Source organism: Paenibacillus sp. UASWS1643 (genome assembly GCF_008693195.1).
GTDB classification, from domain to species: Bacteria; Bacillota; Bacilli; order Paenibacillales; family Paenibacillaceae; genus Paenibacillus; species Paenibacillus amylolyticus_B.
Map to the genome: position 1 here is coordinate 17,160 of NZ_VXKZ01000109.1, position 26,337 is coordinate 43,496.

General features: G+C 41.6%; 35 protein-coding genes, 1 tRNA gene and 1 pseudogene. 2 read left to right on the forward strand and 35 right to left on the reverse strand.

The window, feature by feature from the left end; translation table 11 throughout:
* Positions 1-441: 441 nt before the first annotated feature.
* From FE296_RS15660 to FE296_RS15685, 6 genes are all read right to left on the reverse strand, one after another.
* Positions 442-3,081, reverse strand: coding sequence for an nSTAND3 domain-containing NTPase (locus FE296_RS15660; RefSeq protein WP_150365549.1), 2,640 nt, complete (start codon positions 3,079-3,081; stop codon positions 442-444).
* Positions 3,082-3,226: 145 nt separating this feature from the next.
* Positions 3,227-3,955, reverse strand: a complete 729-nt coding sequence (locus FE296_RS15665) for a hypothetical protein (protein WP_150365550.1) — start codon at positions 3,953-3,955, stop codon at positions 3,227-3,229.
* A 12-nt stretch (positions 3,956-3,967) separates the two neighbouring features.
* A complete protein-coding gene (locus tag FE296_RS15670) occupies positions 3,968-4,732 on the reverse strand; it encodes a hypothetical protein (RefSeq protein ID WP_190945263.1) in 765 nt (254 codons plus the stop codon).
* A gap of 360 nt (positions 4,733-5,092) precedes the next feature.
* Complete coding sequence (locus FE296_RS15675; RefSeq protein ID WP_150365552.1) at positions 5,093-7,078, reverse strand: DUF3732 domain-containing protein; 1,986 nt, start codon at positions 7,076-7,078, stop codon at positions 5,093-5,095.
* Positions 7,078-7,581, reverse strand: a complete 504-nt coding sequence (locus FE296_RS15680; protein WP_150365553.1) for a three component ABC system middle component — start codon at positions 7,579-7,581, stop codon at positions 7,078-7,080. Before FE296_RS15680 ends, FE296_RS15675 begins: the two co-directional genes overlap by 1 nt.
* A 1-nt stretch (position 7,582) precedes the next feature.
* Complete coding sequence (locus tag FE296_RS15685) at positions 7,583-8,740, reverse strand: ABC-three component system protein (protein ID WP_150365554.1); 1,158 nt, start codon at positions 8,738-8,740, stop codon at positions 7,583-7,585.
* Between the two features lie 200 nt (positions 8,741-8,940).
* Here FE296_RS15685 and FE296_RS32775 point away from each other — a divergent pair, with 200 nt between their 5' ends.
* Together FE296_RS32775 and FE296_RS34055 are read left to right on the forward strand one after the other, a co-directional pair.
* The gene (locus FE296_RS32775) at positions 8,941-9,102 is read left to right on the forward strand and encodes a hypothetical protein (RefSeq protein WP_190945265.1); all 162 of its coding nucleotides are present in this window, start codon (positions 8,941-8,943) and stop codon (positions 9,100-9,102) included.
* Positions 9,103-9,216: 114 nt separating this feature from the next.
* Positions 9,217-9,399: pseudogene (locus tag FE296_RS34055) on the forward strand (JAB domain-containing protein); the annotation flags it as partial.
* Positions 9,400-9,920: 521 nt separating this feature from the next.
* Here FE296_RS34055 and FE296_RS15695 read toward each other — a convergent pair.
* From FE296_RS15695 to FE296_RS15830, 29 genes are all read right to left on the reverse strand, one after another.
* Positions 9,921-9,993, reverse strand: a tRNA-Ala gene (locus tag FE296_RS15695).
* A 126-nt stretch (positions 9,994-10,119) separates the two neighbouring features.
* Positions 10,120-10,314 carry a helix-turn-helix domain-containing protein gene (locus FE296_RS15700; protein WP_150365555.1) on the reverse strand — a complete coding sequence of 65 codons (195 nt, stop codon included), beginning with the start codon at positions 10,312-10,314 and terminating at the stop codon, positions 10,120-10,122.
* 2 nt (positions 10,315-10,316) lie between these two features.
* Complete coding sequence (locus tag FE296_RS15705; protein ID WP_150365556.1) at positions 10,317-10,778, reverse strand: ArpU family phage packaging/lysis transcriptional regulator; 462 nt, start codon at positions 10,776-10,778, stop codon at positions 10,317-10,319.
* A 59-nt stretch (positions 10,779-10,837) separates the two neighbouring features.
* Positions 10,838-11,521: a putative metallopeptidase gene (locus FE296_RS15710; protein ID WP_150365557.1), complete on the reverse strand. Its 684-nt coding sequence runs from the start codon at positions 11,519-11,521 to the stop codon at positions 10,838-10,840.
* Between the two features lie 56 nt (positions 11,522-11,577).
* Positions 11,578-11,955, reverse strand: coding sequence for a hypothetical protein (locus FE296_RS15715; RefSeq protein WP_150365558.1), 378 nt, complete (start codon positions 11,953-11,955; stop codon positions 11,578-11,580).
* 227 nt (positions 11,956-12,182) lie between these two features.
* Positions 12,183-12,401: a hypothetical protein gene (locus FE296_RS15720; RefSeq protein ID WP_150365559.1), complete on the reverse strand. Its 219-nt coding sequence runs from the start codon at positions 12,399-12,401 to the stop codon at positions 12,183-12,185.
* Complete coding sequence (locus tag FE296_RS15725; RefSeq protein ID WP_150365560.1) at positions 12,394-12,894, reverse strand: hypothetical protein; 501 nt, start codon at positions 12,892-12,894, stop codon at positions 12,394-12,396. The genes FE296_RS15720 and FE296_RS15725 overlap by 8 nt, the downstream gene beginning before the upstream one ends.
* Positions 12,891-13,514, reverse strand: a complete 624-nt coding sequence (locus tag FE296_RS15730) for a hypothetical protein (RefSeq protein ID WP_150365561.1) — start codon at positions 13,512-13,514, stop codon at positions 12,891-12,893. Before FE296_RS15730 ends, FE296_RS15725 begins: the two co-directional genes overlap by 4 nt.
* Before the next feature lie 32 nt (positions 13,515-13,546).
* Positions 13,547-13,822 (reverse strand): hypothetical protein, encoded by a 276-nt coding sequence (locus FE296_RS15735; RefSeq protein WP_150365562.1) that lies wholly within the window; start codon positions 13,820-13,822, stop codon positions 13,547-13,549.
* 35 nt (positions 13,823-13,857) lie between these two features.
* A complete protein-coding gene (locus FE296_RS32780) occupies positions 13,858-14,028 on the reverse strand; it encodes a hypothetical protein (protein WP_190945267.1) in 171 nt (56 codons plus the stop codon).
* Between the two features lie 64 nt (positions 14,029-14,092).
* Positions 14,093-14,953 carry a DNA cytosine methyltransferase gene (locus FE296_RS15740; RefSeq protein ID WP_150365563.1) on the reverse strand — a complete coding sequence of 287 codons (861 nt, stop codon included), beginning with the start codon at positions 14,951-14,953 and terminating at the stop codon, positions 14,093-14,095.
* Positions 14,954-14,986: 33 nt separating this feature from the next.
* Complete coding sequence (locus tag FE296_RS15745; protein ID WP_150365564.1) at positions 14,987-15,304, reverse strand: hypothetical protein; 318 nt, start codon at positions 15,302-15,304, stop codon at positions 14,987-14,989.
* Between the two features lie 23 nt (positions 15,305-15,327).
* Positions 15,328-15,870, reverse strand: a complete 543-nt coding sequence (locus FE296_RS15750) for a dUTP diphosphatase (RefSeq protein ID WP_150365565.1) — start codon at positions 15,868-15,870, stop codon at positions 15,328-15,330.
* Entirely contained in the window at positions 15,867-16,271 is a 405-nt protein-coding gene (locus tag FE296_RS15755; protein WP_150365566.1) for a hypothetical protein, read from the reverse strand. The genes FE296_RS15750 and FE296_RS15755 overlap by 4 nt, the downstream gene beginning before the upstream one ends.
* Before the next feature lie 4 nt (positions 16,272-16,275).
* Positions 16,276-16,722, reverse strand: coding sequence for a hypothetical protein (locus FE296_RS15760; RefSeq protein WP_150365567.1), 447 nt, complete (start codon positions 16,720-16,722; stop codon positions 16,276-16,278).
* 20 nt (positions 16,723-16,742) lie between these two features.
* Positions 16,743-17,423 (reverse strand): hypothetical protein, encoded by a 681-nt coding sequence (locus FE296_RS15765; RefSeq protein WP_150365568.1) that lies wholly within the window; start codon positions 17,421-17,423, stop codon positions 16,743-16,745.
* An 11-nt stretch (positions 17,424-17,434) separates the two neighbouring features.
* Positions 17,435-17,812: a hypothetical protein gene (locus FE296_RS15770; protein ID WP_150365569.1), complete on the reverse strand. Its 378-nt coding sequence runs from the start codon at positions 17,810-17,812 to the stop codon at positions 17,435-17,437.
* Positions 17,809-19,194 (reverse strand): replicative DNA helicase, encoded by a 1,386-nt coding sequence (locus tag FE296_RS15775; RefSeq protein WP_150365570.1) that lies wholly within the window; start codon positions 19,192-19,194, stop codon positions 17,809-17,811. The genes FE296_RS15770 and FE296_RS15775 overlap by 4 nt, the downstream gene beginning before the upstream one ends.
* On the reverse strand, positions 19,187-19,591 hold the full coding sequence (locus FE296_RS15780) for a hypothetical protein (protein WP_190945309.1): 405 nt from the start codon (positions 19,589-19,591) through the stop codon (positions 19,187-19,189). The genes FE296_RS15775 and FE296_RS15780 overlap by 8 nt, the downstream gene beginning before the upstream one ends.
* Positions 19,521-20,420 (reverse strand): replication protein, encoded by a 900-nt coding sequence (locus FE296_RS15785; RefSeq protein WP_150365572.1) that lies wholly within the window; start codon positions 20,418-20,420, stop codon positions 19,521-19,523. The genes FE296_RS15780 and FE296_RS15785 overlap by 71 nt, the downstream gene beginning before the upstream one ends.
* A gap of 13 nt (positions 20,421-20,433) precedes the next feature.
* Positions 20,434-21,153: a hypothetical protein gene (locus FE296_RS15790; RefSeq protein ID WP_150365573.1), complete on the reverse strand. Its 720-nt coding sequence runs from the start codon at positions 21,151-21,153 to the stop codon at positions 20,434-20,436.
* The gene (locus FE296_RS15795; protein WP_150365574.1) at positions 21,150-21,911 is read right to left on the reverse strand and encodes an MBL fold metallo-hydrolase; all 762 of its coding nucleotides are present in this window, start codon (positions 21,909-21,911) and stop codon (positions 21,150-21,152) included. The genes FE296_RS15790 and FE296_RS15795 overlap by 4 nt, the downstream gene beginning before the upstream one ends.
* The gene (locus tag FE296_RS15800; protein ID WP_150365575.1) at positions 21,908-22,513 is read right to left on the reverse strand and encodes a hypothetical protein; all 606 of its coding nucleotides are present in this window, start codon (positions 22,511-22,513) and stop codon (positions 21,908-21,910) included. The genes FE296_RS15795 and FE296_RS15800 overlap by 4 nt, the downstream gene beginning before the upstream one ends.
* Positions 22,514-22,732, reverse strand: a complete 219-nt coding sequence (locus FE296_RS15805) for a hypothetical protein (RefSeq protein WP_150365576.1) — start codon at positions 22,730-22,732, stop codon at positions 22,514-22,516. It lies immediately after the preceding gene.
* A 142-nt stretch (positions 22,733-22,874) separates the two neighbouring features.
* Positions 22,875-23,762: a RecT family recombinase gene (locus tag FE296_RS15810; RefSeq protein ID WP_150365577.1), complete on the reverse strand. Its 888-nt coding sequence runs from the start codon at positions 23,760-23,762 to the stop codon at positions 22,875-22,877.
* Positions 23,763-23,776: 14 nt separating this feature from the next.
* Positions 23,777-23,929: a DUF6906 family protein gene (locus tag FE296_RS32785; protein ID WP_179132668.1), complete on the reverse strand. Its 153-nt coding sequence runs from the start codon at positions 23,927-23,929 to the stop codon at positions 23,777-23,779.
* Complete coding sequence (locus FE296_RS15815) at positions 23,926-24,318, reverse strand: hypothetical protein (RefSeq protein ID WP_150365578.1); 393 nt, start codon at positions 24,316-24,318, stop codon at positions 23,926-23,928. The genes FE296_RS32785 and FE296_RS15815 overlap by 4 nt, the downstream gene beginning before the upstream one ends.
* Entirely contained in the window at positions 24,315-25,895 is a 1,581-nt protein-coding gene (locus FE296_RS15820) for an ATPase (RefSeq protein WP_150365579.1), read from the reverse strand. Before FE296_RS15820 ends, FE296_RS15815 begins: the two co-directional genes overlap by 4 nt.
* A gap of 222 nt (positions 25,896-26,117) precedes the next feature.
* Positions 26,118-26,333, reverse strand: a complete 216-nt coding sequence (locus FE296_RS15830) for a hypothetical protein (protein WP_150365581.1) — start codon at positions 26,331-26,333, stop codon at positions 26,118-26,120.
* Between the last annotated feature and the right edge of the window lie 4 nt (positions 26,334-26,337).

Consider the following 26,337-nt stretch of genomic DNA (forward strand, 5'->3'; position numbering starts at 1 on the left):
CACTTTTTTTGACATCTAGAATATTCGTCCCCAAGCTCGTCCCCAAATCCAAAAATTCTACTTATTTAATTAATTAATTAATGCATGTGTCTGATTTATTTCACCACAAAAAAACGCCATCACATAACGTGATGGCGTTCTTAATTATGGAGCCTAGGGGATCGAACCCCTGACCTCATCGCTGCCAGTGGAGCGACAGGGTTCTGAGCGTTAAGAGAAACGCGGAGGAAAGACTTTAGTGACAAGGCTTTATTTAGTTTTTTGTTTCTATGTTCGAGTTTCGTGTAAAGCTCGGAAAAGAAAAAGTGTGACCATAATTGTGACCAACGAATAGTTGATTTCAGTATAACTTTCACAGTTCTTTTTATAAAGCATTCAAAAAATTTAGTCTTTCAAGTAATATGCACATATACTCCATGAGGGATCGTATTACATAACTGACTAGATTCCATATCTACTCATAACAAGAGAACTAAACATTCTTTCTATATCGATTGCAGATTCTTTGGAAATATATACAAAATTATCAGTATTAAAAGGAACGTAGTCAAAGAGGGGCACATTCGAATTTATATGTTTAATCTGACTTGACTCAACTTGCTTGGCTATTTTACTATTTCTTCTTAAAGATTTGTTGAAACCTTCTTCCCATATATAATCAATTTCACTCCCAATTAAATTGTAGTCTTTAGCTATTTTTTCAACCTGACTTTTCTCGGTCTCATCGAACTCTAAATAATCTACTAATTGCTCAATAATTAGCTCCTTGTTATTTAAACAAAATGAATTGAATTCATTAGGAAAGATATATTTCACCTGAATGTGCTCTTCAAAAGAATGACCTGAGAAGAGATTTTCAAAAGCAGAAAGTATAAGTTTTTCAATTTTAAAATCAAAATTATTTATAGTACTTATTTTTTCAGATGTACTGGTAATTTGATGCACAAAATGTACTCCAGCCATAGCTAACCTTTCGCTATAGGTCTCTATAGACCATAGCTCTTCAACTTTCAATAAAGTATTAATTATCGGTTCGAAATTCTTGAATATAGGATCATAAAGCTCTTCACCTACGTTATGCATTATCATAGAATTTAGATTTCCAAGTTCAACATCATCAAACTTCTTTAAAAAAGTTCTCATTTCTTTTGGTACAATATTAGATAAATTAAAAAAAAGCCCTAAATCCATCAAATCTGTTACTCCTGAATATACATTCTCTAATATCTTTTGTTTATCTAAAGAATCCACAATTAAATCCTCAATTACTTTAATATAGTTAGCATTGGAAATAGAATTCTCGGCTCTTTTCTCCTGGATATCGTTTTGAAGTATGCTACGTATCCCTTCTCTAGTTCCAAAGTTATACATATGATATATCATACCAATTTGCTCGTTAGCAGAGAGAGTACTATTAGATAATCTCTTCAATGATTTATATTTTGTTATTAAGGAACTCTCAAGAAGATCTACAAGATCATCCTCTAAATGAATGGGTTCTGTAACAACATTTGGGTTATACAAACTAGGTGTTACTCGTAAAATAACTTCGGCTTCTGCTTTAAAATAAAACAAAGTTTCAATGAAAACAGCACTGCTGATAAGTAATTCTATCATATCTTTTTCTGATGTAAGCTTATTAATTAAATAATCGCGAATTGAGTGATTCTCAAACCGAATTGATAAAATATTATTTCGCATTGATAAGTTAACGAATGTGTCTTGAAGCTCGTTCAATGCTTCCTTAAAAGTATCATTAAAAAAATGAACATCTTCTCCTAGGCTCGTCAGGAGAGATTTGAGGGCATATCCCATTTCTTTGACTGTTACTTCTACATCGAAGACAAGCAGTAAATATAATATATATTTCGCACATGAAGAAAGATGTTTATTAAATGCAAATGTCCATACTTCTTTTGGATCATTAAGACTTTCAATAAATGCCCCAGGATAATTATTCAAAGAGTACTTATTAACCACTGATGGCCTAGTCATTACTTGTACAATACGTGGATTGAAATTTGGATGCTTCAAAATGGAAATGTACTGCTTATCAACTATCAAAGCATTAATATAATTGACAGGTAAACTTGAAAAAAACAGACGGTTATATAATAATCGTGCTTTGTACAACATGTGAAATTTCCCAAGGTCGAGATGGCACTTTGAAATACTCAAATCAGCAGAAGCAATAATCTCACATTCATTTTCGGCTTGTTTCATAATATATTCGCGAGTTGTCATAATCAATTTCTTTGAAGAATCATTTGATATTTTCGTAATAAAACGTATTAACTGTTGCTGTTGCGTATTACTAAGAAATGTTTTATAAAAATTTGTTCCTAAAAAGTCTTCAAAAAGAAACACCTGTTGCTTATCATTGTCCAAATACTCAAAGCCATCCTGAATAATGTCCGATATCTCGACAGGCATATATCCCTGATCAATATAGTAATAACATAATGCTCGAGCTAGAGTGCTTTTTCCAATGCCAGGAACGCCAGATATGATTACAAAATGATCCCTAGTCAAGATTTCTAATGCATTATTGTAAGATTCATTTAATACAAGATACTTTTTATCATCCTCTATTTCTTCCTTTAACATTGATACTTGATTCAATTGCTTTTTATTGAAAATCTGATCGAGGACAACTGTACTAGAAAGCCAAAGTTTAAAGTGACTCTTTTCTATTTGAGGGTATTGGCGGAGCAATTTATTTAGATCATCATTTGCGTAAATATCGCTTGTTGACTTTATATATGGCTTAAACATTTCTTGTATTTCTTTCTTGTTTTTATGTGTCAGCCCTAAAGAAACAGCCACAAGGTATCTTGCTGGTTTCAGCTCGTTTACCTTTTTCACTTCTTCTCTTAGTGTTGTGAGTAAATTACTTATGTTTGAATACCGCTTACATTGTACTATACATAAAGACCCATCGTCACCTTCATGACATAGATCAAGCCCATTATCTCTTCCTTCCTTAAATAGCTGAAACTGCAAATCTGTATTTTTTTGAATTAAGTCACAACATAATCGTTCGAATTCAACAGGTGATAATTGTAGAAAATCATAAGACATTTCCTTTCTCCTTATCAAATCTATGTTTAGACGCCTTTTTAACTTTGGAGGGGAGTCGCGAACCCCTAACCCTATCGCTCCCAAGAGACGATAGGGTTCTGAAGTATAAGTGAAGTACAATGGAAGCCTTAGCAGTCAAGTCATCTTATCTTGTAAGAGGCAATGATCTAGCCAAAATGGCTAGAATTTTTTCAGCTAATTCTAGTACTTTTTTAGTGGTGATATTAGAATGGCTGAAAAGGATTCCTCTTTTACTCAAAGAAATTTTTACGTATCCATTATTGAAATCATTATCTGTGATTTGAAGCTCTATATTAGATAAAGTTACACCTTGTGTATCTTTAAATCTCTGCCAGTCATCGCCTAAGTTTGCATCAACTCCAGTAAGAAGAGCATTCGTTAAGTTTGGTAGATTCAAATTACTAAACCACCCCGAAACAATTTTAATATCATTAGGTGAATATCTAATAAATTTCTCTATCGCTTCGATTAAATTAACTTCAAATGGTTGTAATTTAACTGGGGTTGCTTCACGCAATCTGTTTAATGCATTATGGGTAATATCCGCTTTAGAACTACCCATAGTAAAAGTATAATCATAGTTATTTTTTTTATAGAATCTTAAATTAATGATTCTCAAGATAGACTTAAATTCTCTCAAACCTAATTGACCTTCAATTTTATATTTTTGAGTATGCCGAATATTAAATCGTTCATATCCCTCTAACATTTCCGTTTGATCTTTTGCGATAAAAAATCTAGTTTCAGCCGTAGCTGCTTCACCTTCAATTTGAACTTGTTCTTGACCCACAATTGTTTCCTCGATCATATCAGGAAAAGCAACAATTGTACTGATGGTAACTACTGTACTCAATGGAAATTCACCTCAGCTCATTAAAACTGTTTTCAATGTATCGATAGAATTCGAAAAATCGCCTTTATTTGTTGAACTAATTGATACCCCCTTATTCGAGTCAATAGTTATCAATGTAGTTCTACTTGATTGAATTTCTAAATGCGAGTATTTTATTTTAAACTTTCTAACACTTAACAAATTCCCCATTTGGGATATTTTGTATTCTGAATTCTTCTTGAATACTCTAGTGTTTATTGATTTAAGTCTGTATCCTTTATTCATGATATCTTCTAGAAAGACATTCCCTAAAAACTTCATATTTCTTTCTATAATCCGATATGTTGTTCCACCATCTAGTTTAATTTGAAAACAATTCTTGCCTTCTTCAACAATTGTGGTTTTACATATTTCTACATTTCCAGCTAATGCTCTGTGATAAAAGACTATTTTGTTTGAGTCTTCATATTTAACGTTAAAATCATTACTTGATAAATCACTACTCACGACAGAATGAGAAAAAAAATCAAATATTTCTGCCACATTGCTTATTTCAGGAGCAAACGTTAAAATATCTACACTATAGTCTAGATTATGATAATTTAACTTCAGTAAAATAGCCCCTATTACCATCCTAAAAAAAGGTAACTTAACCAATATCGAGCTTAAAAGTGCGAGAATAATCCCTACTAAAGTAAGTCCATCAGTGTTTGCAAGAGAATTCCAAGAAAAATCCTGATTAAAGAATGTATGGGTTATAAAACAAAGAATCAAGAAAAGTATCACAATATATTCCATTATTGATTTAATTAACTTTTCAAACAAATGGTTTCACCATCCTTAAAACAAAATAGTGCCCTTACTATCTTTTTAGTGTTCAATCAAGTTAACTTAAATTGTCTCTATGAGCAAGATTTGCTTCCAAAATCAGCGAAAGTACTGAACTCACTGTTACCCTCTTATAGATATAGGCTCTATCTATCTTAAATAACGAAGAAAATACATTTTTTAAGGGGTCAAAACAATAATCAGTTCTTGACTTAATAAAGCACTTATGCTGGAGCATGTTTTTTGTGAAAATCAGGTTTTATGGATGCTCAGATAGCTAAATTTGGTTGGATACAATTTGTCAAGCACTGATTGTTAGATTGAGCCTTTTTAAGAATACCATTCTTCCGGTATTAATTTTTTTCCATTTCTCCATTCAACTACCTCATGAACCCCTTCAATAGTTCCGTAGATATCACCGTCTGCATGATCCAGAATAATGCACTGCCACGCACCTTGGCTCGCTACAACTGAGTTTGCGATAGTGCTAAATATACTTTTCACAGCAGTGATGTCTTCGTTATCATATTGTGGTTCGTCTTCAGTGTCTTCATTAATTCTCTTTAATTTAGGAAAGTATACTTGACTAGGCTGATCAAAAATAACGAAACTAGGCACACAAGAATTTTCCATTTCAAGAAAAAATTCTTGTAATGAGCACATCAGTGCTATGTGAAAAGAAACCCAGTTTGATGCACTGCCAACTTGAGCAAGATAATGCCAATTACCATCATTACTGAGGATTGAGATATTTAGGTCTTTAATAATGAATCTTGGAGCTACCCTACGATATTTTTCTTCTACATCAAGGGTTTTTAAATGATTTAGCATTTTTTGCGAAATAGTTGTAGTAGCCTTTTCAATTCTTAGTTGCATTTTTCCTTTATCAACTTTTACTTGTAAATCACTATACTCCATCTCCAACGATGTAATTTCCTTTTGTAGGTCACCGCCATCAACAAGTTTTTCGAAAGTTTCTATTGAAGCTTTTAAATGACCCAAAAAAATAAACATTTGTTGGTTACGTTGGAACTCCTCCTGTGCTTTTTTATCTCTAGAGATCAATAAATCAAACCTCTTTTGTATTTTTTCTTTATGATCTAGAAGTTTTTGTAACTCTAGCTTAGTCCGTTCTTCTTCTCTCGAAAATGAAGTTGGAACTTCGGCAACATTTCTTGATTGGTCTTCATATTTTTTAAAAGCAGAAATTACTTTTGACAACTCCGAAGTTGATTTTGGATGTTCTGAGCTTCCACAAGCTGGACAAGCAACTGATTCAGATGAAACATTTTCCAACCACATTGAAATGTGTAACCGATCTGCTCTTTTCTGTTGAGAATTTCCATAATCTATCAAATTGGTTCTCAGACGTTTTACGTCATTCAACCTTTTTTTTGCCTCCGCAATTTGTTCGCTAATATTTCTCTCTTCAATTTCTAACTGAATAATCTCCTTATTTGCCGATTCTATGTTTTCAATTTTTGTATTCGAATGTTTAGGGATATCTTCGAAAATCCTCTTGGCAATTAATAAAAGTTCATCGGAAGGTGTATCATCAGAAATTTCCTGATTGAGAATTCCATACTCTTGCGCGATTTTTATATGACCTAACATGTTCGCCATCCAAGAAGCTGATACATTCCTAATCTTTTCAAATTCCTTTTTTAACTGTCCTAAACGTTTTTCCACAAATTGAAGCCGCTGCCTAGCGACGAGGATTTCAATATTCTCAATACCTAGAATAAAAGGAAACCAGTTTCTTAATCTCTCTCTATGTTCATGAGCATGTGTTTTATAAAATAATATATTTTGATTAGCCACGATATCTTGATTTTGGAATATTAAGGCCATTAAATCTCTAAAACTAAGTCTAGCTTGATAGTTTTCCTTCTCATCTTCGCTACCACTCAGGTTGAAATACGGTACTGAAGCAATAGCATTTAAAATATGTTTAACTCCTTCAGTTTTTTCATTAGGTTCTTCAATTATTGGAGGGATACTTACGATTCTCCCTCGTGACAAATAAAATTCATTTGAAACTTTATTTCCCAATGGTACTTTCCTTGCTATTAATATTTGTTCAGCCTCAGTGTGAATAACCACTCCATACCATGATACAAAATCACGAATCGTATCTATTGGAATAAAGCAATCACTGGAAGCAAGACAATAATCAATTATAGGAATAATTGCTGATTTTCCAGTACGAGATGAACCAGTGATTACATTCACTTTGCCTAATTCAAATGGTATAACTTGAGGAGGGAACTCTGGAGATTTAGGCCAGATGATTAATTTGAAAATTTGGAACTGCATTAGAACACCACCTTTAAATATGCTTCAATCGTAATTAAATCATGTTTAGAAAACCATTTCCCCAGAATTTCAGCCTGATCTCCTATGCGTTTAATCGGTGCCTTCAAACCTTTTCCCCGACTAGGTTTCTTATTCAAAGCTCTCGGATATATTTTTCCGCTTTCCATATCCCACATCACTAATCCTTCTGAAATGGCAATATCTATGGAAGCAAGTGTATATTCTCGCTTATCTTTAACTCTTTGCTGAATAGACAATAAGATATCTGACTGCTTAGACTCTTCAAAACTTCGTGCGTAAGACTGTAAACCATCTCTTTGATTAGTCACAGGTTTTAGCATTTTTTTGTTTGTGAGTATTGCAGACGCTACAAAGTGTAGAAGACCAATGGGAGCATCTCCATTAGAATGACCAGCACAATACCCCTGGGTGAATCTCCAAAGTATGAAAGCTCCAAGTATCGGAGTATTCCAGAGCTTTACTTCATCCACCAATCTCCCCAAATTAATCCCCCTTCTCCTTAATAAATATTTTATCCCATTCTGAATGCCATCCTATTTCTGCTTCATCTGCTAACGCATGATATGTGCCAGGAATAGTAGAGGCTGGGGGAGTCATATCTCTTATTGTTTCTAACCTTGAATTGCAATCAGACAAAAGTAATTGCCCCTGCTCTACCGCATTTAAATTCTTTTCAGTAATTCCAATTCTTTTCCTTTGATTCTTCCAAAACTTAGTCAAACGATCTTCAAAATCCAAAGCAATATCATAATCAATAGTTTCATTTTCTATCCATCTTTCAAGATTTGCATCTGCTCTTAAAAAATCAGAAATTGCCTCGAGCATTTCATTTTCAGTAAGTTCTATAGCTTCAAGCTGTTTTAAGTATATTGGCCGTTCTTTAAATTGTTTTTTGACTTTGTCATGTTCCTTATTATAATTCATAGTAAAATCAATGAGTTCTCTAGAACGTGAGCGATCAAGCAACACTTTGAATTGTTTATCAAAGTCTTCCCAAGTCATGATCGCACTTCTACGTGCTGCTATACTTTCAACAACAATCTTTAATACCCAACCGTTTAAATTTTCCATAATAAAGTCAATTTGTTTTTCAGAAACATGTTTTTTTTGTATTTCAATTCTAACAGCATCGTATCCGGCTCCACTCTCTATTTGCAAATTAAAGCGTTGGATAATTTCCATGAATTGAATCTCATTTTCATTTACTACGTAGTTATAATATTTCCATATCTCATGTTCAACGTCTAACTCTTTAAGTTTATCTTTTGCTTTCTTCAAAGCAGTTGAAGCTTTCAATGGATCTTGTGCTTCATCAAACTCATTAACCAGCCCTCTTCTTCCAGACTGATTTGTATATAGTACAAATTGGGTCTTTTCTATATCAATGAATCCTGAATTAGAAGCTTCTATCCAATTAGATAGTGTCTTCCATAAATCTTTTGATCTATCGGTCAATACATTCCCTAATACTGACGACTTATCTTCTTCTGTAAGAAGTTCACCATTAGAGTATCGGATTGCAACATCACCAACAACTTCAACACAAACAACATCATTAGGCGCACTCCTAAGAAGATGATAAAGTGCCCTAGGAAATTGTAGTGCGTATCCTAATAACTGACCAGGAGCATTCGATTTCATATATTGCCCTCCATAAAACGATATAGCTACTACACTTCCTAAAAATACATAATTACATTTTCTACATAATAGGACTATTTTCCTCTTTATCCAACAATATTTTTATCTTCCAGTCTCGTAGAACTACAAAATTCATCTATATATTATATTCTTAGGATTAAAAAGAAAAGTATTGATAATAAATAGTCAGGAGGAAAAATATGAACATCCGCACTGAGGAAATGAAGAAGTTGCTCTCAGAATGTTTGCATGAGTATACGAATAGTTATCTCATTGAAGATTTACTTGAACAATTTCCTACTATTCAAGAGCTTATGGATGTTTCAGAGCAACAGCTTGTTTACATTAAAGGATCAGATTAAACAAAACACGTCAATTGAGTGCCATACTGAAACTTGCCAAATGCTAGCATCACCTGTCTGTCCAGTTCCTCGAATCTGAGTTCCACTTCTTAAAAGTGGGGACACTTTGTCTGCCTCTTCTTAAACACCAAAAATAAAGTAATCTGTAAAGAAGTTATTTCCATCAGCTCATTGAATGCCACCATTGTTTGTTCACTCAAGAGGAGTATTTCATGCGCTATCAAGCATTGTAGTACTTCTATTATTGTGCTTCTAATCATCCCAGCGGAGACTAGACACCATCTCCAGAAGATCTGAATAATTAAATCGACTTGTAGAAGCTGGCGAAACTATTGGGATGAACGTGCTCGATCACGAAATTATCGGCCATAACAGCTATACCAATCTACGTGAGAAACCCTATTCCTTTAAATTCATCTTATCTAAACGTGTAAAATCTAAAACTCATAATTCAGTTGTTGTTCATCAGAGGAAAATGCCTGCATTAGTTGCTTTACCTTTTCCGTGTAATAATGCTGGGCATTCGGGCATAAGAAGAGTATCGCTGGATATTTACTCTCATGTTTTACCTGTCGTTCATCAACAGACTGCTTCTCAATATGAGGATATGTTGTTTGGTTCGCAATAATAATTCGACTTCAATTCATCAAAGTATTATGTGAATTTGGGGAATATTATGTACCATTTTGGACTCACACAATATAAAAAATCATTTAAAGAATTCTCCTCTGTGACCTATTCGTGTGACCACAACAAATCCAATCCATTTTTTACATAATTAAGAACGCCATCACATAACGTGATGGCGTTCTTAATTATGGAGCCTAGGGGGATCGAACCCCTGACCTCATCGCTGCCAGCGATGGGATTACTTCCTTAGTAATACGGCCCTGTACTTGAAACCCTTGATACATCAGGGTTTTTACTTTTGTGTTTACTTACTAATCCGTGTTCATTCTTAGTGAAACTTGATAATCTGGCACCATTTATGGCACCAGATTTAGAATTCTATCACCCTCAGCCCCCGTGGAGCCAAGCACGGAAAACCTCTCTTGCAACTAGTTTACTTCTTCCCGATTGCACCACATAGAATTTACCAGAGCTCATCAGTTCATATGCCTTATCCCTGCTGATACCAAGATACTCCCTGACGTCTTTCGTTTCCATAACCTCATCGTATTCATCTAGTGAACGTTTCTTCTTGTTGTCCATAGCTACTCTCCTTCCGTTGGTTTTTCCACAACAATTCTTAAATCCAAGGCCAGCTTATAAAATGCTCTCCAGCGAATTTCGATGTACTTCGGTGCACTGATCGGCGGTTTGAACTCGAAGGTGTAAACCTTTTGATCCGTGATGTAATCATGCTCAGTTGTCATATATCGTGCTTCAATCAGAAACCGCTCCATACGAGGCATACGCTTCACAGCACGTTCCACCCTGTCACAGTAGTCTTGTCGATACATTTCTTGGTCAGCGTTATAGATGGCGATACTGGCTGTTTGGTCGCTTGTCTGGTTTGTTGGACCGTGAAACCGTTCAGAGTATCCTGCTGTTGTACTTGCTTCCCGCGCCTCGAATGTCATGTATTTAAATATCCTGTACTTCTCTAATGCAGCCTCTACAGCAGCTTGAGTCAGTTTCCGGTCAATCTCCGGTAAGAAGCTTTGTTGACCCACCTTTGTATCACCTCAATGTAAGGATGGTTCCCCGACCGGAGCCGGGGAGTGAAACTATATTAGAACGGCAGATCATCGTCAGAGACAGGTACCTTAACACCTTCTTGAGTTGTTGCGATGATTGCGGCGGCTGTGGCTTCTTCACCTTCAATCGGAATCTTTGCCTGGTTCGGATCGGTGATAAGAATGTTACCCTCTGCATCAGTTTTTGGACCTTGTTGTTCTTGGTGTTCTTTCTCCTGCTTCGCCTGTTCTTCAGCAGCCATTTCAATTGTGAGCTGTTCAACATTGACCTCTTTAATTGCGAATGCGAGGCGTTTCACATCCTCGCTTACAGCACCATGACGTGTGATTACTGCAAAGAACGCTTCAATGTCAGGCGGAAGAGTTTTAAGCAATGGGCGACCGTCAGGAGCTTCCAAGACATCATCGTGTTTATCCATTTTGACATCAAGAGTGCAGAGAGCATGATCAATTACATAACGTTTCTGAGGGTCAGTCATTTGGTTCCACATGTCCGCATTGAGATACAAGATTGCGTCCTTATCCATGCTCATGCGGATTGCCTCATTGAGAACTGCAACACCACTGAATTTTGTTTTCCCTTTGGACTTCCATCCTCCATGTTTCATAATCACTAAAAACTCACTGTCATCAAGGTGTGTATGATTTTTTGAAATAATATCTTGAAGCAATTCGTTAACTCCTGCTGGTGCATCTGTAATGAATTTATCGTTTGCCATGGGTTGTTTCCCCTCTCAATTTAGGTTTTATAAGATTAGTAGAATAAAGTCGTGTTCTATTGCTGATCGGGTTCTATTGCCGGTTCATTATCATCTGGGACCCATTCGACCAGTCCCTCAAACATGCTTGGATTGATTCCGTACAAGGTGGCTGCCTTCACCAGTCCGTCCGCAAAATCTTGACTCTTGGCACCAATGTAAGCATCCCGCAAATTGTCTTCAAGCGAGGGTTCAACTGTAACTTTGTCCGGGTTATACAGCAGCAGGGCCATCTTCTCGTTTGACAGATCATTCAGACCCGCTATGCCCCAAAACTTTGTCATGCCTTTCGCCTTTGCCTCGGTATGTTTGTTCAGAATCGTTTCCCGACTCATTGTTGTAAGCAGTGTTTTCACACCTTCTGATTGTTCTTGAGTTACCATCACTGTTGTCATTTGCTCCATTCCTCCCAATTATTGAATTGGTAATATTAGTTCGTTGTTTCACTATTGAATGAATGATATAAATTAATAAGGGCCGCACACGCCTACATTCCGTTGTTAGTAGGGCTATTCTAGATAACCTGAACACGTTACATTAATTAGTATGGGACAAGTGGCGGTCCTTTCGCATGCCTACAGACAGTGTTGTATATCCTCCTTAGTAGGGAGAGGCCCACGCCTCAACCCTTGATAAATGGATCAAAACTAACTATTCCTGTTAAAAATCCACCTTCTTTTCGATTGAACAATTCATATGAGCAACGCGCTATATCTGCTTTTGTCGATCCCAGAAGGTTAACACCTGTCAGCGACCAGTCCTCACCGACTCCATTTTCTTCTCTGGACAACTTCTCAACTTCATCCCAAAGCACGCGCCCCGTTTTCAGCTCTCTACCCATCTTGGTTCCCCTCTCCTTCCTGACCCACCGGATCAATCTCTTCACGCTCAACAGCTTCACGCAGTACATTATAAATCTGCGATGCAATCACCATGTTCGACGTGTTGTGCATTAGCTCGTTAAGGTAGATCGACATTACATTCTTGGCGCGTTCCGATTCCAAGTACAATTCATGCCAAGAATCGGCTTGTTTAGCTTCTTCGGTTATACTTTGCCGAACCTCTTCAAGCTCCTTGCGGAGCCGTTCCAACTCTTGGTCGCCTCTCGCGGCCTTAATTTCAAGCTTTGTTACGTATTCAATGGAGTACTCTTTAGCTATTTGGCAAAGATCCTTTGGCAAGTTGTCGCCTTTGTAAATCCCATCGGAAACGATTTTATAAACGTTCGCATAGCTTACAACTTCATAAATTCCAACAGGAATCACTTTGTGGAAACTACCCAGACCCGTGATTTCATATTTTTTGGTTAACAAAACTTTTTTCGTTTCACTCATGACTGTTCTTCCTCCTTCACATTAACTGTGTTTATATACCGTTCAAAGTTCTTATCAATGATTTCCTTAGCCTGTTTGACGGCCTGCTTGTATTTATCCGAACTTGCAATTCTCATCCCACAAGCTGCATCCGATACTGTCCAACGCCAGCCCCATGGATCTTCTGTCCGATGTATGAAGAATTTATAATCGCGTTTGGTGAAAACCACTTCCCCGGTAACCTCACTTTTCTCGTAGTGCTTATTGGTTATGAGGAACGTCTCGGGCTTTCTCAGCTTGCGTACAGGTGTTTCTTTGATCTTCCTTGGCTTGCGTGCCTGTTTGCGTTTAACCTTCTTGAAATCAGCCGCCAGACGTTGTGGATGCAATCCGTAAGATACTTCTTTGAAAACTACATCAGCATCACTATAAGCTTGCTTCAGGTATGCCTTGAAGTCTGATTCAGGGATCTGTTCGAATCCTTCCCACCATTCCGGGCCGATGATTGTTAAATATCTCCGGTCATACCATGCGTGCATCAACTTACGTGCCTTGGACAAGTAGAATTTCGGTGTTTCCTGCCCCTGCTGCTGATCCATAACAACACGTTTGTAAATTTTCTTGTTAAGTCGTTTTGACATTGTATATCCCTCCTTGGTTAGAGGCCGTAGCCTCAATACTCTTTCAGTTCAGCAAGATTTATCTTCATCAGGTCCCAATTCTCTGAGTAGGATGGGACAACCGTTTGTGTGATCATTTGTTTCACCGTTTCAACTGGAACTGGATAAGTGCTCGTATTGCGGTAATAGAAAGGACGTTTTGCAAGGTCTTCTTCCGTATAGACTCCTGCTTTGTTCAGATCTTCGGTATACCCAGCGGAGTCAGGACCCCACCAAACGTATTTGCCTTTACCGTTCGACCATTTGAGACTGAGAATGTAATACTCCATTGTGTTATCTCTCCTTTGGTGGGCCTAAACCCAACCTATTTTTTAAATCCTTTGATCCACTGGTTATCCTTGTATATCTCAACTGCCATGTTTCCCGGAATGTTTAGTAAGTCGAGCGCCTTCTTCATGCAACTAAGCATGCCGTATTCGTGATTAACTTCTTTGATGATCTTGCCAGCACTGTTGTATATGTCGATTCGATACACGCTCACAGCTCCTTTATGTGGTATGTGGTGGGAAGAGGCTCTGCCCCTTCCTCTTTGGTATCCCTTATGCAACTCCGAAATAACGTTTGACTGCTTCTCCGGCCCATCTACCCATTGGCACCGCAACTGCATTCCCAATCTGTCGATAAGCATCGTTATCCGTGCCGGCGAACTGGAACCAATCAGGGAATCCTTGCAGCCGAGCATACTCTCTAACTGAATACGGTCGGATGGACTGCCCATCGTTGACCAGCCGCGTTGACCGATCCTTTGCGTAATGCGCCACGCACGTTGGCGCTCTGCCTTCCAAGTCCGTGATGATTGGTAAATCCCTGTACTCGCCGTTCAAACGCTTCTGGACGTAATCTGGAGCGTATACTTCTGTTCCTACATCGATGATGTCCTTCATGCTTGCCGGGCTTGATTCGGGATAAGGCAGATCGTTTATTGGTCGCTTGCTACCGATCACAATTAGCCGTTTGCGTTCCTGTGGAAGCCACATATTTGCGTTAACCGGACACTCGACCCGGACGTAATAGTTTGGAAGTCGGGTCAAACACTCCATAACAACTTGGAACTTCTTCATCCCGGGTACGTTCTCCACGATGTACATCTCTGGTTGTGCCAGTGCTACATGCCGAAAGAAGTGGAGGAACAAATCGTCACCCGTCCGGGTCCCATGAATGTCTGCAATCGTGCTGTATTTCGTGCAAGGGAATGTCCCGATATATACATCTGCGTCCTGTTGGTCCAAGACGGTGATTTTGGTGATGTCTGATTCATTTACCGCGTGTCCGAAGTTCTGCCGCAGCGTGTCGCAGGCTGTTTTGTCAATCTCGAAGGATTCAACCATGTGAATGCCGGCCTCCATCATGCCGAGATCCATTCCGCCAGCTCCGCTGAAATAACTTTTCGCTGTAATCATGTGTGTCTGTACTCCCTTCCTGGGGATGCTCCCCTAAACCACTTTGTTGCATATCCTGCATGCGTAATGGTCAGGCTGCATAACCGCCTCGCCTGGGATGTAACTGTATTGCAGTTCGACCATATGCTCGGGATGCTGGCAACGCTCCTGCAAGTTGCGTGAGCGTCTTTCTCGATCTTCTTCTTGGTACTTGCATCTTGGACACATGTGGTGAGTGAAGCCCGAGATTTTACCGTCATAGTCGTCTGTCCATACTTGGCGATGCTGCCAATACGGATCACCCTTTTTAAACGCCTTCCCGCAGTAGATGCAAGGTTCTTTTATCTTGCGGGAAGCAAACCTGAGTTTCATGGCTGTATCCTCCCTTAGATGGTTTAATATCCGTTTGCCTGGCGCTCATGGTTGACTTTGTTCTTATCCAAGTACGCCGCCTCGATCTGTTCAAGTGTGAAGTTGAATCGCTGCTGACCAAGAGCAAAGAACATGTTAAATGCCATACGGAATGACGTAATGCTGGAATACGGGCTGTACTCCATGCCAATGCCGCCAGCGTGATAGATCAATCGGGTGAGCACATTAGTTGTGCTACCTTCTAGGTAATCGTCAATGATAGTAAGGTCTGTTTCATCCAGGCCAAGTTGCCGGGCGATGCTCAAGAAGAAGTGGACGCAATCGACGTATTCCTCAAGAAGCAGGTTTCTGTATGGCGTGCCCCATGCTGTTGCGGGTACCTTTACCCTTGGTCCCTGATCGTTAGACCAATGCTTGAACCCGCGCCATTCGTTCGCCATCTCGCCCAGTTCAACTTGAAGTGCAAGGATCGTGTTCGGGAGCAAGTCTTTACCCCGCAGTCCCTTTTCCTCAATAATCCTTGCATCCAGTGTCTTCTGCATTTCGTACAATTTAGCTATGTTCATGCAGTTTCAGCCTCCTGAATCTCAGCCTCTGTTGCAGGCCGGATAACGAATTTTTTATCTCCAATGTGCAGAATGTGCGGCTCAGTTAACTTATAAATAGCGGCTTCGGTTGAATCAAAGCCTTGTGCGATTTGGTCAGCCGTTTTAAACTCCGTTCCCTCGGTACCATCGACCGTTACCATCTTCAAGCCGTCCCACACTTCCCGGATCTCTTCTGCCTTGAGTAACACCTGATTGATCATCGGCTTGCTGATACGTGGGTGGCAACTCATGGCATCTGTCATGTGCTCAATACCAAGTGCATAAGCTCGGGTGTGCAACTGGTTCATCCATGACCAGAACGTATCTTTCGACATGGCTTTCACCTTTTGGAATGTCCGGCGCTTTTGATCTTCATCCATACTGCTATCCCTCCTTAATGTCCATGCCTACATACAAGGCATTTATCAGATCCCCCAGTGTCATGCCGTTCAAGGCTTCTGCTTCATCCCGCCAGTCATTTGGTGCATTGGCATGCTCTCCAACCAGTTCATCCTCATTCCAACCGCCCTCGATAGGCTGGAGAAGGAAAACGATCGCTTTCGCCTGTTCAGGACTCACTTGGACCGTCTTTCCGCGTGGCTCATAGTTGATTTTTGGTTCGGCAATTACCTTTGGTGGTCTGCCGCGTTTTCTTTGACTTGGATCGACGTTTCTGTTCGCCAGACTGATAGGAGGCTTATCCTTTTTGCCTGTCATTGGTGGAGTAGGTGGTAAAGCAGCCAATTCTTCAGGAGTCAATTTGTACTTTATGACCTCGCTAGAACCCGATGAGATAGATTCAATTCTTCGGTTTGGAATTGGTGTTCCCAAGGGTATTCGCTCCTTTCTGGCTAAAATAAGCACGTCTGTTCCGTATTTTGGGCGCAACTGTCCGCCGTACGGGGCTTCCCCCGCCGTTGGTTCGTGTTTTCAGTTTTCTTTTTCCTCGGCTTCTTTTTAGGCGGAGGTGGATTAATAATCGAATCAATGACTTCCTGTTGATGCTTTGGATAATCAGATAACGGTTTTCCCTGCCGGACTCGGTAGACTGCCTCACATATTTTGGCGATGATATATGCGTCCACCACGTTATTGTTCGGATGAGAATATCCAAAGTACTTAAGCGCACCTTCCGACATTGCTCCCTTCTTTTCTTCTTCTCCCTCAAGCCTGACGCTCTTACCATCGACAATTTTAAAGCCTGTAACTCCGACGTATTTTTTAACTGCAGTCGGCGCCACTTCTTTAAGAAACAAACCTTTCCGAACGATCATGCTCTCAAGGCCGCCATGGATCTTAGCTGTGGTGATCAACATTTTATTTCCGTTCGCTATTCCTTCTTTCAAAATCTGATCGCCCGGTAGCAAAAGTCTAAACAATTGGTTTTCGAGTGAGATACGCTGTTCAAGGGTGATCCCTCCCGGCCGATCCTTACCTTTACCTCTAAAGCTGGTTTCAAGCACCGGGTTACCATCTTCGTCCAATGCTACTACTCCCGTTTCCGTTGCTGGATCTACACCAACAAATCTCATGTTCTTCACCTCTAATCATCCAACCATGATGATACTTTAGATGCTGTTTTTGGCGGCTCCGCCGGCTGTTTTGGAGCCTGTTTCGCCTCGGTCGGTGTATTTGTTTTCGGTGCTGTTTGAGGTGTCTCAGTAGGCTCTGAAAGGTCCTGATACGACCACCCCATCTGGTCGTAATATGCAGCCCTTGATGGGTCCGCCTGCACTTCCTTGCCTCGGCTATATTCCTGGACCAGTTTCGATGTCACAATCAGCACATTCCTGTTCTTCTCGTGTTTGTCGTGGTTGAGTGGGTCAGGCGTGTCTTCAAAGTCTTCGATCTCATCAGACAACCGTTGCATACCCTGGATAGCCTTTGCCAACTGTGTGTCATTCTCTATGCGACGACTCATGATGCCAGGTCCTTTTCTCTCCGCTGCTTCCTGATCTCTTCAGTAATGTTCAGGAACTTCATGAACGGTTTGTCGAAGACCATGCTTACTGTTCCAGTACCAGCGTTTCTACCTTTAGCAACAATCAGATCTATCAGCCCTTTCCTGCGGCTTGAAGCATCATAGTAATCTTCTCTGTGCAGAAGGATAATGACGTCGCCGTCAGACTCGATGTTTCCACAATCTCGAATGTCGCTCATACTCGGACGCTTATCTTGCTTCTTCTCAACCTCACGGTTCATAGCAGCCAGGGCCACAACCGGGATATCAAAGTCACGAGCAATCTTTTTGAGCTCTGCGGAAATGTGAGCATACTTTTCGGCGTTGCTTCTGAATTTCTCGTTCGTAGTAAGGTGTTGCAAGTAATCAACATACAGAATCATTTTCGGGTAAATCTTGACCATTTCAGCAACCATAGCTCGAATTGCCTCAATCTTAGGCGAAACTGTATCATCAATGAATATGTTTCGTTCTCCTATTAACTCAAGAGCCAAGAGGTATTTGTTCCAATCCGATTCACGCATCTGGCCTGACTTCATTCGGGATAGTTCAATCCTGCCAACTGCTGAAATCATTCTTTCAAGCATATTTATTGACTTGTCTTCACCGGATATCATCAGAGCAGCCGTACCATCTTCTGTACTGGCAAAGGCATCGTTACACATCCACGCCGACTTACCCATAGATGGCCTTGCAGCAACGATAATCAAATCCTGTTTCTGGTGGCCCTTGCTCAATCGGTTGAAGTCGTCCGAACAGCTCTTGATACCAGTGACCTCGCCCTTGATCATTTCACGCCTGCGAAGCTCCTTCTTGTGTTCAGCGAACAGAGAAGCGATATTTGCAGCAGGATTGCCCCTTGCCGTACGTTGCGCTATGTCCTCAATCCGGTCCAGTTCCTCCCGAATCTCCTTGGCACTAAGTCCACTGTTAGCAATTTCATTCCGAGCCTTTTCCATTTCCCGTCCAGCGTGGGCCGTGTTTATGATCTGTTCGAAGTGCCGGAAGCTTTCGATATTCTCTGTAATCGTTGCTTCATGAATCTTGAGAAAATACGATGGACCGCCGACCTCGAACAACTTTTCTTTCCAATGGCTTGCCATAATTGCTAAGTTAAACGGGTCGGGTTCTTTACCGAACTTCTTGTAAGCAAACTTGAGCATTTGAAAGATCGTTCCATGATTCCATGCAGGGCTGAATGATTGGCTTGTTAACCTCACATCTTCCATCCTGTTTTTGTTCTTTAAGATGGAACCCAGGTACTGTAATTCAGCTTCGTACAGTGGGTTGTACTCCGGTACAATCGGTCTGTCGTCACGAGGATCGTCAAAGTGGTCAGTCATCTATATCGTCACCACCGAACCGCGTAGCAGACATTCTACTTCCCATCTGATCAATAGCTCTTTCCACCGCATCCGGCATAGGCACACATTCATTTTCAGGTGTTTCGATGGAAAGCATGAGTTCTTTATGCTCTATCGCCTGCTGATCGTAAACTGATAACTGCTTTTTACCTTTTAAGATGTCTGAAATGGTTGGTTCAAAGTGGACGTTATCAATATGCGTGTTCAACGCCTCTAACGCTTCATTAAGCGTGATTCCGTTCAAACTCAACCGTTCATGCCATATCTCAGCAGTAGGGCTGGAAACGACTCTTCCTTGCCCATCCTTATTCGTTATAAGGGTAAAGTTCGGGTAAGCTCTCTTGATCTTGGACAGCAGTCCGATTGTCTCCGCCATCGTTATGACCATTACCGTTCACCTCGTTCATGTACAATTGTTTCATGTCCTCAAAATCATCATGAGCCTGTTGACTACGGTTTTTGTAACCACCTGATTTCTGTTGGTCAGAAAGATGTTTCTCGTATTTCATTCGCAGCCAACCACCTTTCTTGAAGACTGCATAATCGCTTGCGTAAAATTTATCAACGGAAAGTTTATAAGAGCTGAGTACATCTATCATCCAGGTAAATCCTTCTTGCCCAAACTCATTCAGTAGCTTTGTGTGTTCCTCCGGTTTGAGCCACACTTCCTCTGCGTACTCCTGCTTGCCTTCACGACTCTTTGCCAGCTTGGTTTTAGAAGCCATTTCTTTAGCAGCTCCCTTATTGTTTTTATTATCTTTCTTTATACTTTCTTTCTTTTCTTTCTTAGGTGGTCTATTGTCCACCACTTCTGGTGTATGATCGTCCACCTCATAGGTGGGCAACTGTCCACCAGTAGATTTATTTTCTTGTGGTGGACTATTGTCACCCACTAGCCATTGATCCGTGTACTTATTGAATCCAATATAGCGCCCATACTTTCCCTTGGCTGGTCTGTGAACCACCAACACTTTTATATCCAACAAGTGATTAAGTTCTTTCTTTACACCCCGTAGGTCGCTCTGCAAGGCAGTAGCAAGAAAGGTGGCTGACAACTCGGCAGATTTCCGGCGCCACCCGTATGTCTGGCGCCAGACGATCAAGAGAATTCGAAGTTGTGTGCCGTTAAATTTGTGCCTGGCAACCTCTTCAATGACCTCGTTTGCCACTCGGGTGAATCCATCGGAAAGCTCCGGTCCTGCCATTCAATTCACCCGCTTACTGTACTGTTGTATGACGTTCTGCAATACGTCCTCTCAGCCGATCTACCAATTTCTCTAAGTCAGACTCCTTCGCGTCAATGTCGTGCTCCTTCCACCACTCCAGCACCGTTTCTGCAATGCCTGAAGGGTCTTCCAACTGCGGCTCAACCACATATCCGTTAATCATTCCGTTAATGAGTTTCCGTCCATTCTCAATAGAGAACCTACGAAGAGTGTTGATTTCATCACGCCATATGTCATCACACTGATAAGGACTAATCATCCATCTCATGACCGTATCCAAGTCATCACCGTTACGCTTGAATGATTCCAGCGCCTGCACTACCTCGCGTGGTAACGTCTGAATTTCGTTGTGAGTGACGGCACGTTCCACAGTGTTAAGCAGTGCAAGCTTGTCGTTATGCAATTCAACGATTGTCTGACCATGCTTCGTCAGATCTGATAACGCCCTGTCACGCTGCCCCAGTGCTTCGTCCCGTTGCGCCAAGATTTCGTCATATTGCTTCTGGCTGTATGTTTTAACTTCTTTCAGGACGATTGCATTTTTATATGGGATTTCGTGACCAGAACGGTTCCCATCAATGAGTTGGAATGGAGTCGTTAAATCAAGCACTCCAATTGTCAATCTGCGGGCGTTGTATTTCTCCCCTGCATGGAACCACACGCCACCTTTTGCCTTATAATTTGCCACTATTTTAATTTGAACTGTATTCATGTGCTGACCACCTCGATTTCATAATGTGTTCCTGCTATAAAACCCTTCTGCCGGAGCGCCGCTTTCACGGTCATTTCCGCCAGGATCGGACTGTTGTTATTACTGGATAAGTGCGTCAGATATATGCGTTCTCCCTTGCCTCTGATAAGCTTCTGTAGGGCTTCCGCTGTCTGTTGGTTGCTTAGGTGTCCCAAGTCGCTGAGGATACGAGATTGGACGCTGAGAGGGTAATCCGATGCGACCACCATGTCTGGGTCGTGATTGCTTTCAACGATGTATATGTGTCCTTCCATGAGCGACAACATATCGTCATCTACCTTACCTGTATCAAACACCACACAAGTCCGTAGTCCGTTATTATCTGGTTCGATCGCATAGCCTACTGGCTCATATGCATCGTGGTGAGTCTTGAAGGGGTACAAATGCACCCCGCCAAGCTCTATCATTTCGTACTTGCTGTACCTGGTTTCAACCACCCGACGCAGATCCTCGTCTACACCAGAGATACCTTTCCACTCACCATCTGTTGCCCATACTTTAATCCGGTACTTGTTCGCTAATGGAAGGCCCTTGATGTGGTCACCGTGGGCATGAGTGATAAAGATGTCCGTTACCTGGTCTGGTCGAATACCACACTCAAGCAGCCGCTTGGCAATCTTGGTCTTGGCAACACCTGCGTCAATCAGGATCGTGCGTCCTTCATTTGTGAGTGCGATGCAGTTTCCGCCTGATCCGGATGCAATGATATCGACCTTCATGATTCGGATTGTCCTTCAAACAAGGCCGCCTTCTCTTGTAAACTTTTGAGCATGCTCGGGATATTCAATCGACCGATCATATCGGCAGACAACTGGTCACGCAGATTCTTTTCAAGTGTGTTAATCACGCTTTGTTCTGCCTTTTGCCGTGCTTCCGCAATTAATGTAGATACTTTACTCTCAAGTTCTTTGCCGAGCATATCTTTGACAAAGTACTCATGAATCGTGAACTTTGCGTCCCTGTCGTAGCTTGGAGTTCTGCCATGTTCGTCAAACACTTTCCGTTTAAGGAAGTCGTCATACTTCTCACCCACAAACTCACTAAACGATAAATGCTTGGTTTCAGAGCTCCAGGTACCTGTTTTGACTGGGATGGTGATGTCCTTAATCCGTTCTTCAAACACTTTCACAAGGAATTCATCCGATACTTTATCAGCAGCTTCTTTAATTTTTGTTTCAATAGATTCACGAGTCTGGGTTTCCACTTTACGTATAAGGCGATCCTGCAACCCGCTTATTACTTGATCTTTGATTGCATCTGAGACAGTTCCACTTTCCTCATCAAACCAATCTAATTCCAATTCAATTTTCAATTTAGCCATTTATATAGCACGCTCCCTTTTTATTCGATTCTGCCATTCCTTCGGATGTTTGCACCCGAGGGCAGGCTCTTCGTAATGCCGCTTGCCAAGCATGAAAGATACAAACTTGTCAGTGGCCTTTTCGTAATACATTCCGTTTAGTACTGGGGCCGGAGGCGGCCCCTTTGGTTCGGTCAAGCTGCTGAACAAGTCGAGTTGCACGGGCTTGCCGTCTTTCATCGGTTATCGCCTCCAGTGATGTCTTGCAATCGCCGCATACGCGCCGGCCCCTATTGTACTGCTCACGCCCTGACGATATTTCTTTCCCGCACACCTGACAGTCCGGACAAAGCCTGAATATTTCGACCTTGTACCCCATGGCTTACACAGGAAGGTCGTCGGCGGCAGCTTGGATTTGAAGATCCATAATTTTCAGATAGCCCTTGATCTCTGCAATGGTCGGTTCCGAACCTTTTGTCTTGCAAAACTCCTGCATGTGAGCTCCCATAGCTTCTTTGTCAGTAATTCCGAGCTGTTTATACTTCTGCTTCATTTCAGCTTTCAGTTTTTGTTTTTCCGATTCTTCTGTACCACCGTCAGTAGTTTCAGGCTGTGTAATAGCTGGAGTTGGTGGAGTTTCTGGTGTGATGTCTCTACGCTCATATGGTGAGTTTTCAGCAGGTGCTGCAGTTGGTTCATCCTCTGATACCTCGATTCCATATTGGCGTTTAAAGGCTCTTTTAATGGCGTGCTTTACGATCATGTCGTCAAAATAGTCCTTCCACATCTGACCATTACGGCCTTTAACCAAATGCTCAATTTGATCCCTACGGACGATGACCAGAATATTAGGTGCATCCTCTCTGTAAGCGATGCAGTACGCACCGATGGTTTCCCCAGGGTTCATTACATCCGGTTCGTGTTCCACTTCTCCCGTATGCATCTTAGCTTTGAAAAGGTCATTAGCTCGAATCTCAGAAGCAATAAAGCCTTTGTACTGTGGGTGCTTCTTCGCGAGGGCCACAATCCCCTCAACAGCAATCTGCATGCTCATGACAGGGCCGTCTTTTCCGTTGTATACGATGCAAAAGATTTGATTAAGAAACGGGTCCAAACCTGTTCTGACACAAGTCTGAACGAATAGAGCGAATTGCTCATTGCTCGTTCCTTTTGCAATGGTTGATTTCAATGTGTCCAGGTGTTTTTGTGTGTAGCTACCTACAACCACCTCTTCATTAATGGCTTGCAGTTGGTTATTGGAATTTGACATGGGCTTGTAGCCTCCTATGATTTAATGATTTTGGTGGATTGAGTATTGCGGTTAACGATGTGCAGTGAGCCAGGTTCTGCTTTGTATACGAGCCAGTTGTCTGGAACAAGTTTGGCAGCAGCAATGGCCTGTTTCTGGCGGCGTGATGGGTTCTTTCCGTTCTTCATCGAACGTTATCCTCTGGTGACCAGGCAATTGGCAATCCCAATATATCAGCGGCCATTCTTAACGCTATACGTGCTCCCCGATCTTTTTCGGAGTTGGTCGAAAATCTATCGAACAAGCCACTGAATGCACTCTGATCGGAAACAGATACCTGTGTTGGTGGAAACAACTCTGCTGCCGGGGCTGGAAGTGCAAGAACCTCTCCAATTAAATCGTTCAAGGCATCCCTCAGATCCATTGCCTCTGCTATAGTCAGGTCAAAATTCGGAGTATCTTCAAGGAAAGGGAATGCAACTTGGACAATTCCCTCCCGCTCCACTTTCCTAAGCACCATTAGGTTCAATGCTCTATTAAAGGCGGTCCAACCTTTGTAAACTACTGTTCTAATCATCGCAACGCTACCTCCGCATCTATTTTCAGTTCTTGGTCTTCAACTACTCGCCCTGTAATCAGTTGGTCGTACACAGCCACACGGCCTGTGTAACTCTCTATGTTGTCGATAAAGGTCGGTACGATCAGTTCTGATTGCTTGAACAAAACTTCTGTCAGTTCAAGACCTGCTTCAATGCGTTCACCAGTGGATAACGCCAGGTAATCCTTGCCGTCCATTTGGATGCTGAAATCAGGTTCGTATTCGCCTTTTGTCTTCACGTACTTGAAAAGGCGGATCGTAAGAGTTGTGAAGAGGGATTGCACCTTCTTGGCTTGCAGTTCAGCTTCTTTGGCTTTATAGGACTTAATTGCGTCCAGGATAAAGACCGATTCTTTCAGGGTAGTAAGCGTGTCTGTTTCGGCCTGCTTCGCTGCTGCAACATCTGCCTCAAGTTGAGCCCGGGCATTCTGATTTCGGATATCAGACAGAACAACTTCCAACTGATCCTCGAACTCACGAACCTGTTTTGGAAGGTCACCCACATCGATAGGAACAATGGCGGCGAGCTCTGTTTCCAGTTCATTGCGCTTGTCGATCAAGGCTTGATGTGCTTCTCGGGCTTTAGCTACACGAGCGTCCTTGTTTTCTCGTGCTGTGGTGACTGCCTTTTCATCTAATCCCTGATTACATGTCGGGCATTTATCTTCAATCGCTTCCCCGTGAAGTACCAGGAATCGTTCCTTGCTTTGTGCAATTTGATCTTGTTGCAGTGCAATCCGGCTTTTCAGTTCAAACTGGGCTTTCTGAACTTCATGTGCTTTAGCCGGAAATTCATCAGCCACCTTGATCTGCTCTCGCAATTCAGCTTCCAAAGCCTGCAATGACTCAATATTCTCACCTGAACTTGCGGGTAATTTATCAAGTTGCTCCTGTAGCGTCTTTGTCCGGCTCTGAGCGGCAATGTGCTGTTTCTCCAGCTTCGATTTCTGCCCCCCGGTGCCGCCGTGAATCTTCTGCAGATCATCCAGTGTGTGTTTCTTCATTAGCTCATTCAACTTCTCAGCTGCAGGGTTAAGTGTGATTTCCTTTGGTTTCTGGTCTGGTGCTGTCCGGCTCATTTCTTGAGAGACTTCTTTCTTGGCAGGCTGTGTGGTGTACTTCATAATCTGCTCCCGCTGCTTGCTCCAGTGCTTCCCGAAAAAGTAAATGGGGTTGTAGAAGGACAAGAATTCATCTTTGTCAAACAACTCGGCTACCGCAGCCTCGAACTCTTTGGCCTTCGTTGGAACGTCATTGATGTAAAACGAGTTGGTTCCGTTCTCGATCTCCCGAGCAAACTTGATAGGCACCCCATCAACTTGGAGAATCGTAGAAGCAAACACCCTGTCAAACTCATAGTTGGTTGGTGATGGGTTGTATTTGTTGCCGAACAGATCTGTTCCGTACAGTGTCCAGACTGGAGCTGTACCAATTGAAGTTTTACCCTGACCGTTCTTACCTGACAGGCGAGTAACATCCCCGTACTCCACTTTCTTGGACCGGAGTCCCGCGAAGTTGATAACCTCTGATTCGATTAAGCGCACATGCTTTGCCACTTGCTTTCCTCGCTTCCTGTGATATGATGATTGCGAATAGTTTTCTTATGGACCGCTCTCTAATGGGCGGCTTTTTTTGTGTCTTCTGGTCGTTCCATTTCCCACGGATCAAGTCTGCGAACCGGTATTGCTATCGTGCAATTGACAGCCACTAGCATGCACCTCAGACAGTGCGGCTGTGCTGATTCATACACCGCATACTCGGCACCCTTTTTGCCGCACTTACAATTTACTCTCACTGCTCCCCTCACCTCCTCTCAGTTCCTTTCTGATTCGGTTGTACTTCATCTGGTGAGCTTCGCTTGGGAAAGCGAACTTGGGATAGCGCAGATCGTACAAGTGCTGTCCTCCAGATTGAGCCAGTGCTTTAAGGTCCAACGGATCGTCACTTGCTTTGATTCGAATTGACAGGTGCATCGGATTGGATGGAGTGCTCATAACC

Coding starts and splice junctions, on each gene's coding strand:
- FE296_RS15765 (WP_150365568.1), bottom strand. CDS start 17,423: ATGAGATTTGTTGGTGTAGATCCAGCAACGGAAACGGGAGTAGTAGCA.
- FE296_RS15775 (WP_150365570.1), bottom strand. CDS start 19,194: ATGACTGACCACTTTGACGATCCTCGTGACGACAGACCGATTGTACCG.
- FE296_RS15660 (WP_150365549.1), bottom strand. CDS start 3,081: ATGTCTTATGATTTTCTACAATTATCACCTGTTGAATTCGAACGATTA.
- FE296_RS15770 (WP_150365569.1), bottom strand. CDS start 17,812: ATGAGTCGTCGCATAGAGAATGACACACAGTTGGCAAAGGCTATCCAG.
- FE296_RS15670 (WP_190945263.1), bottom strand. CDS start 4,732: ATGGAATATATTGTGATACTTTTCTTGATTCTTTGTTTTATAACCCAT.
- FE296_RS15810 (WP_150365577.1), bottom strand. CDS start 23,762: ATGTCAAATTCCAATAACCAACTGCAAGCCATTAATGAAGAGGTGGTT.
- FE296_RS15815 (WP_150365578.1), bottom strand. CDS start 24,318: ATGATTAGAACAGTAGTTTACAAAGGTTGGACCGCCTTTAATAGAGCA.
- FE296_RS15830 (WP_150365581.1), bottom strand. CDS start 26,333: ATGAGCACTCCATCCAATCCGATGCACCTGTCAATTCGAATCAAAGCA.
- FE296_RS15675 (WP_150365552.1), bottom strand. CDS start 7,078: ATGCAGTTCCAAATTTTCAAATTAATCATCTGGCCTAAATCTCCAGAG.
- FE296_RS15780 (WP_190945309.1), bottom strand. CDS start 19,591: ATGGCGGAGACAATCGGACTGCTGTCCAAGATCAAGAGAGCTTACCCG.
- FE296_RS15720 (WP_150365559.1), bottom strand. CDS start 12,401: ATGGGTAGAGAGCTGAAAACGGGGCGCGTGCTTTGGGATGAAGTTGAG.
- FE296_RS32785 (WP_179132668.1), bottom strand. CDS start 23,929: ATGAAGAACGGAAAGAACCCATCACGCCGCCAGAAACAGGCCATTGCT.
- FE296_RS15805 (WP_150365576.1), bottom strand. CDS start 22,732: ATGAAAGACGGCAAGCCCGTGCAACTCGACTTGTTCAGCAGCTTGACC.
- FE296_RS15755 (WP_150365566.1), bottom strand. CDS start 16,271: ATGGATGAAGATCAAAAGCGCCGGACATTCCAAAAGGTGAAAGCCATG.
- FE296_RS15735 (WP_150365562.1), bottom strand. CDS start 13,822: ATGGAGTATTACATTCTCAGTCTCAAATGGTCGAACGGTAAAGGCAAA.
- FE296_RS32775 (WP_190945265.1), top strand. CDS start 8,941: ATGAACATCCGCACTGAGGAAATGAAGAAGTTGCTCTCAGAATGTTTG.
- FE296_RS15700 (WP_150365555.1), bottom strand. CDS start 10,314: ATGGACAACAAGAAGAAACGTTCACTAGATGAATACGATGAGGTTATG.
- FE296_RS15715 (WP_150365558.1), bottom strand. CDS start 11,955: ATGACAACAGTGATGGTAACTCAAGAACAATCAGAAGGTGTGAAAACA.
- FE296_RS15685 (WP_150365554.1), bottom strand. CDS start 8,740: ATGAAATCGAATGCTCCTGGTCAGTTATTAGGATACGCACTACAATTT.
- FE296_RS15730 (WP_150365561.1), bottom strand. CDS start 13,514: ATGTCAAAACGACTTAACAAGAAAATTTACAAACGTGTTGTTATGGAT.
- FE296_RS15795 (WP_150365574.1), bottom strand. CDS start 21,911: ATGAAGGTCGATATCATTGCATCCGGATCAGGCGGAAACTGCATCGCA.
- FE296_RS15740 (WP_150365563.1), bottom strand. CDS start 14,953: ATGATTACAGCGAAAAGTTATTTCAGCGGAGCTGGCGGAATGGATCTC.
- FE296_RS15790 (WP_150365573.1), bottom strand. CDS start 21,153: ATGAATACAGTTCAAATTAAAATAGTGGCAAATTATAAGGCAAAAGGT.
- FE296_RS15710 (WP_150365557.1), bottom strand. CDS start 11,521: ATGGCAAACGATAAATTCATTACAGATGCACCAGCAGGAGTTAACGAA.
- FE296_RS15725 (WP_150365560.1), bottom strand. CDS start 12,894: ATGAGTGAAACGAAAAAAGTTTTGTTAACCAAAAAATATGAAATCACG.
- FE296_RS15800 (WP_150365575.1), bottom strand. CDS start 22,513: ATGGCTAAATTGAAAATTGAATTGGAATTAGATTGGTTTGATGAGGAA.
- FE296_RS15750 (WP_150365565.1), bottom strand. CDS start 15,870: ATGAACATAGCTAAATTGTACGAAATGCAGAAGACACTGGATGCAAGG.
- FE296_RS15785 (WP_150365572.1), bottom strand. CDS start 20,420: ATGGCAGGACCGGAGCTTTCCGATGGATTCACCCGAGTGGCAAACGAG.
- FE296_RS15745 (WP_150365564.1), bottom strand. CDS start 15,304: ATGAAACTCAGGTTTGCTTCCCGCAAGATAAAAGAACCTTGCATCTAC.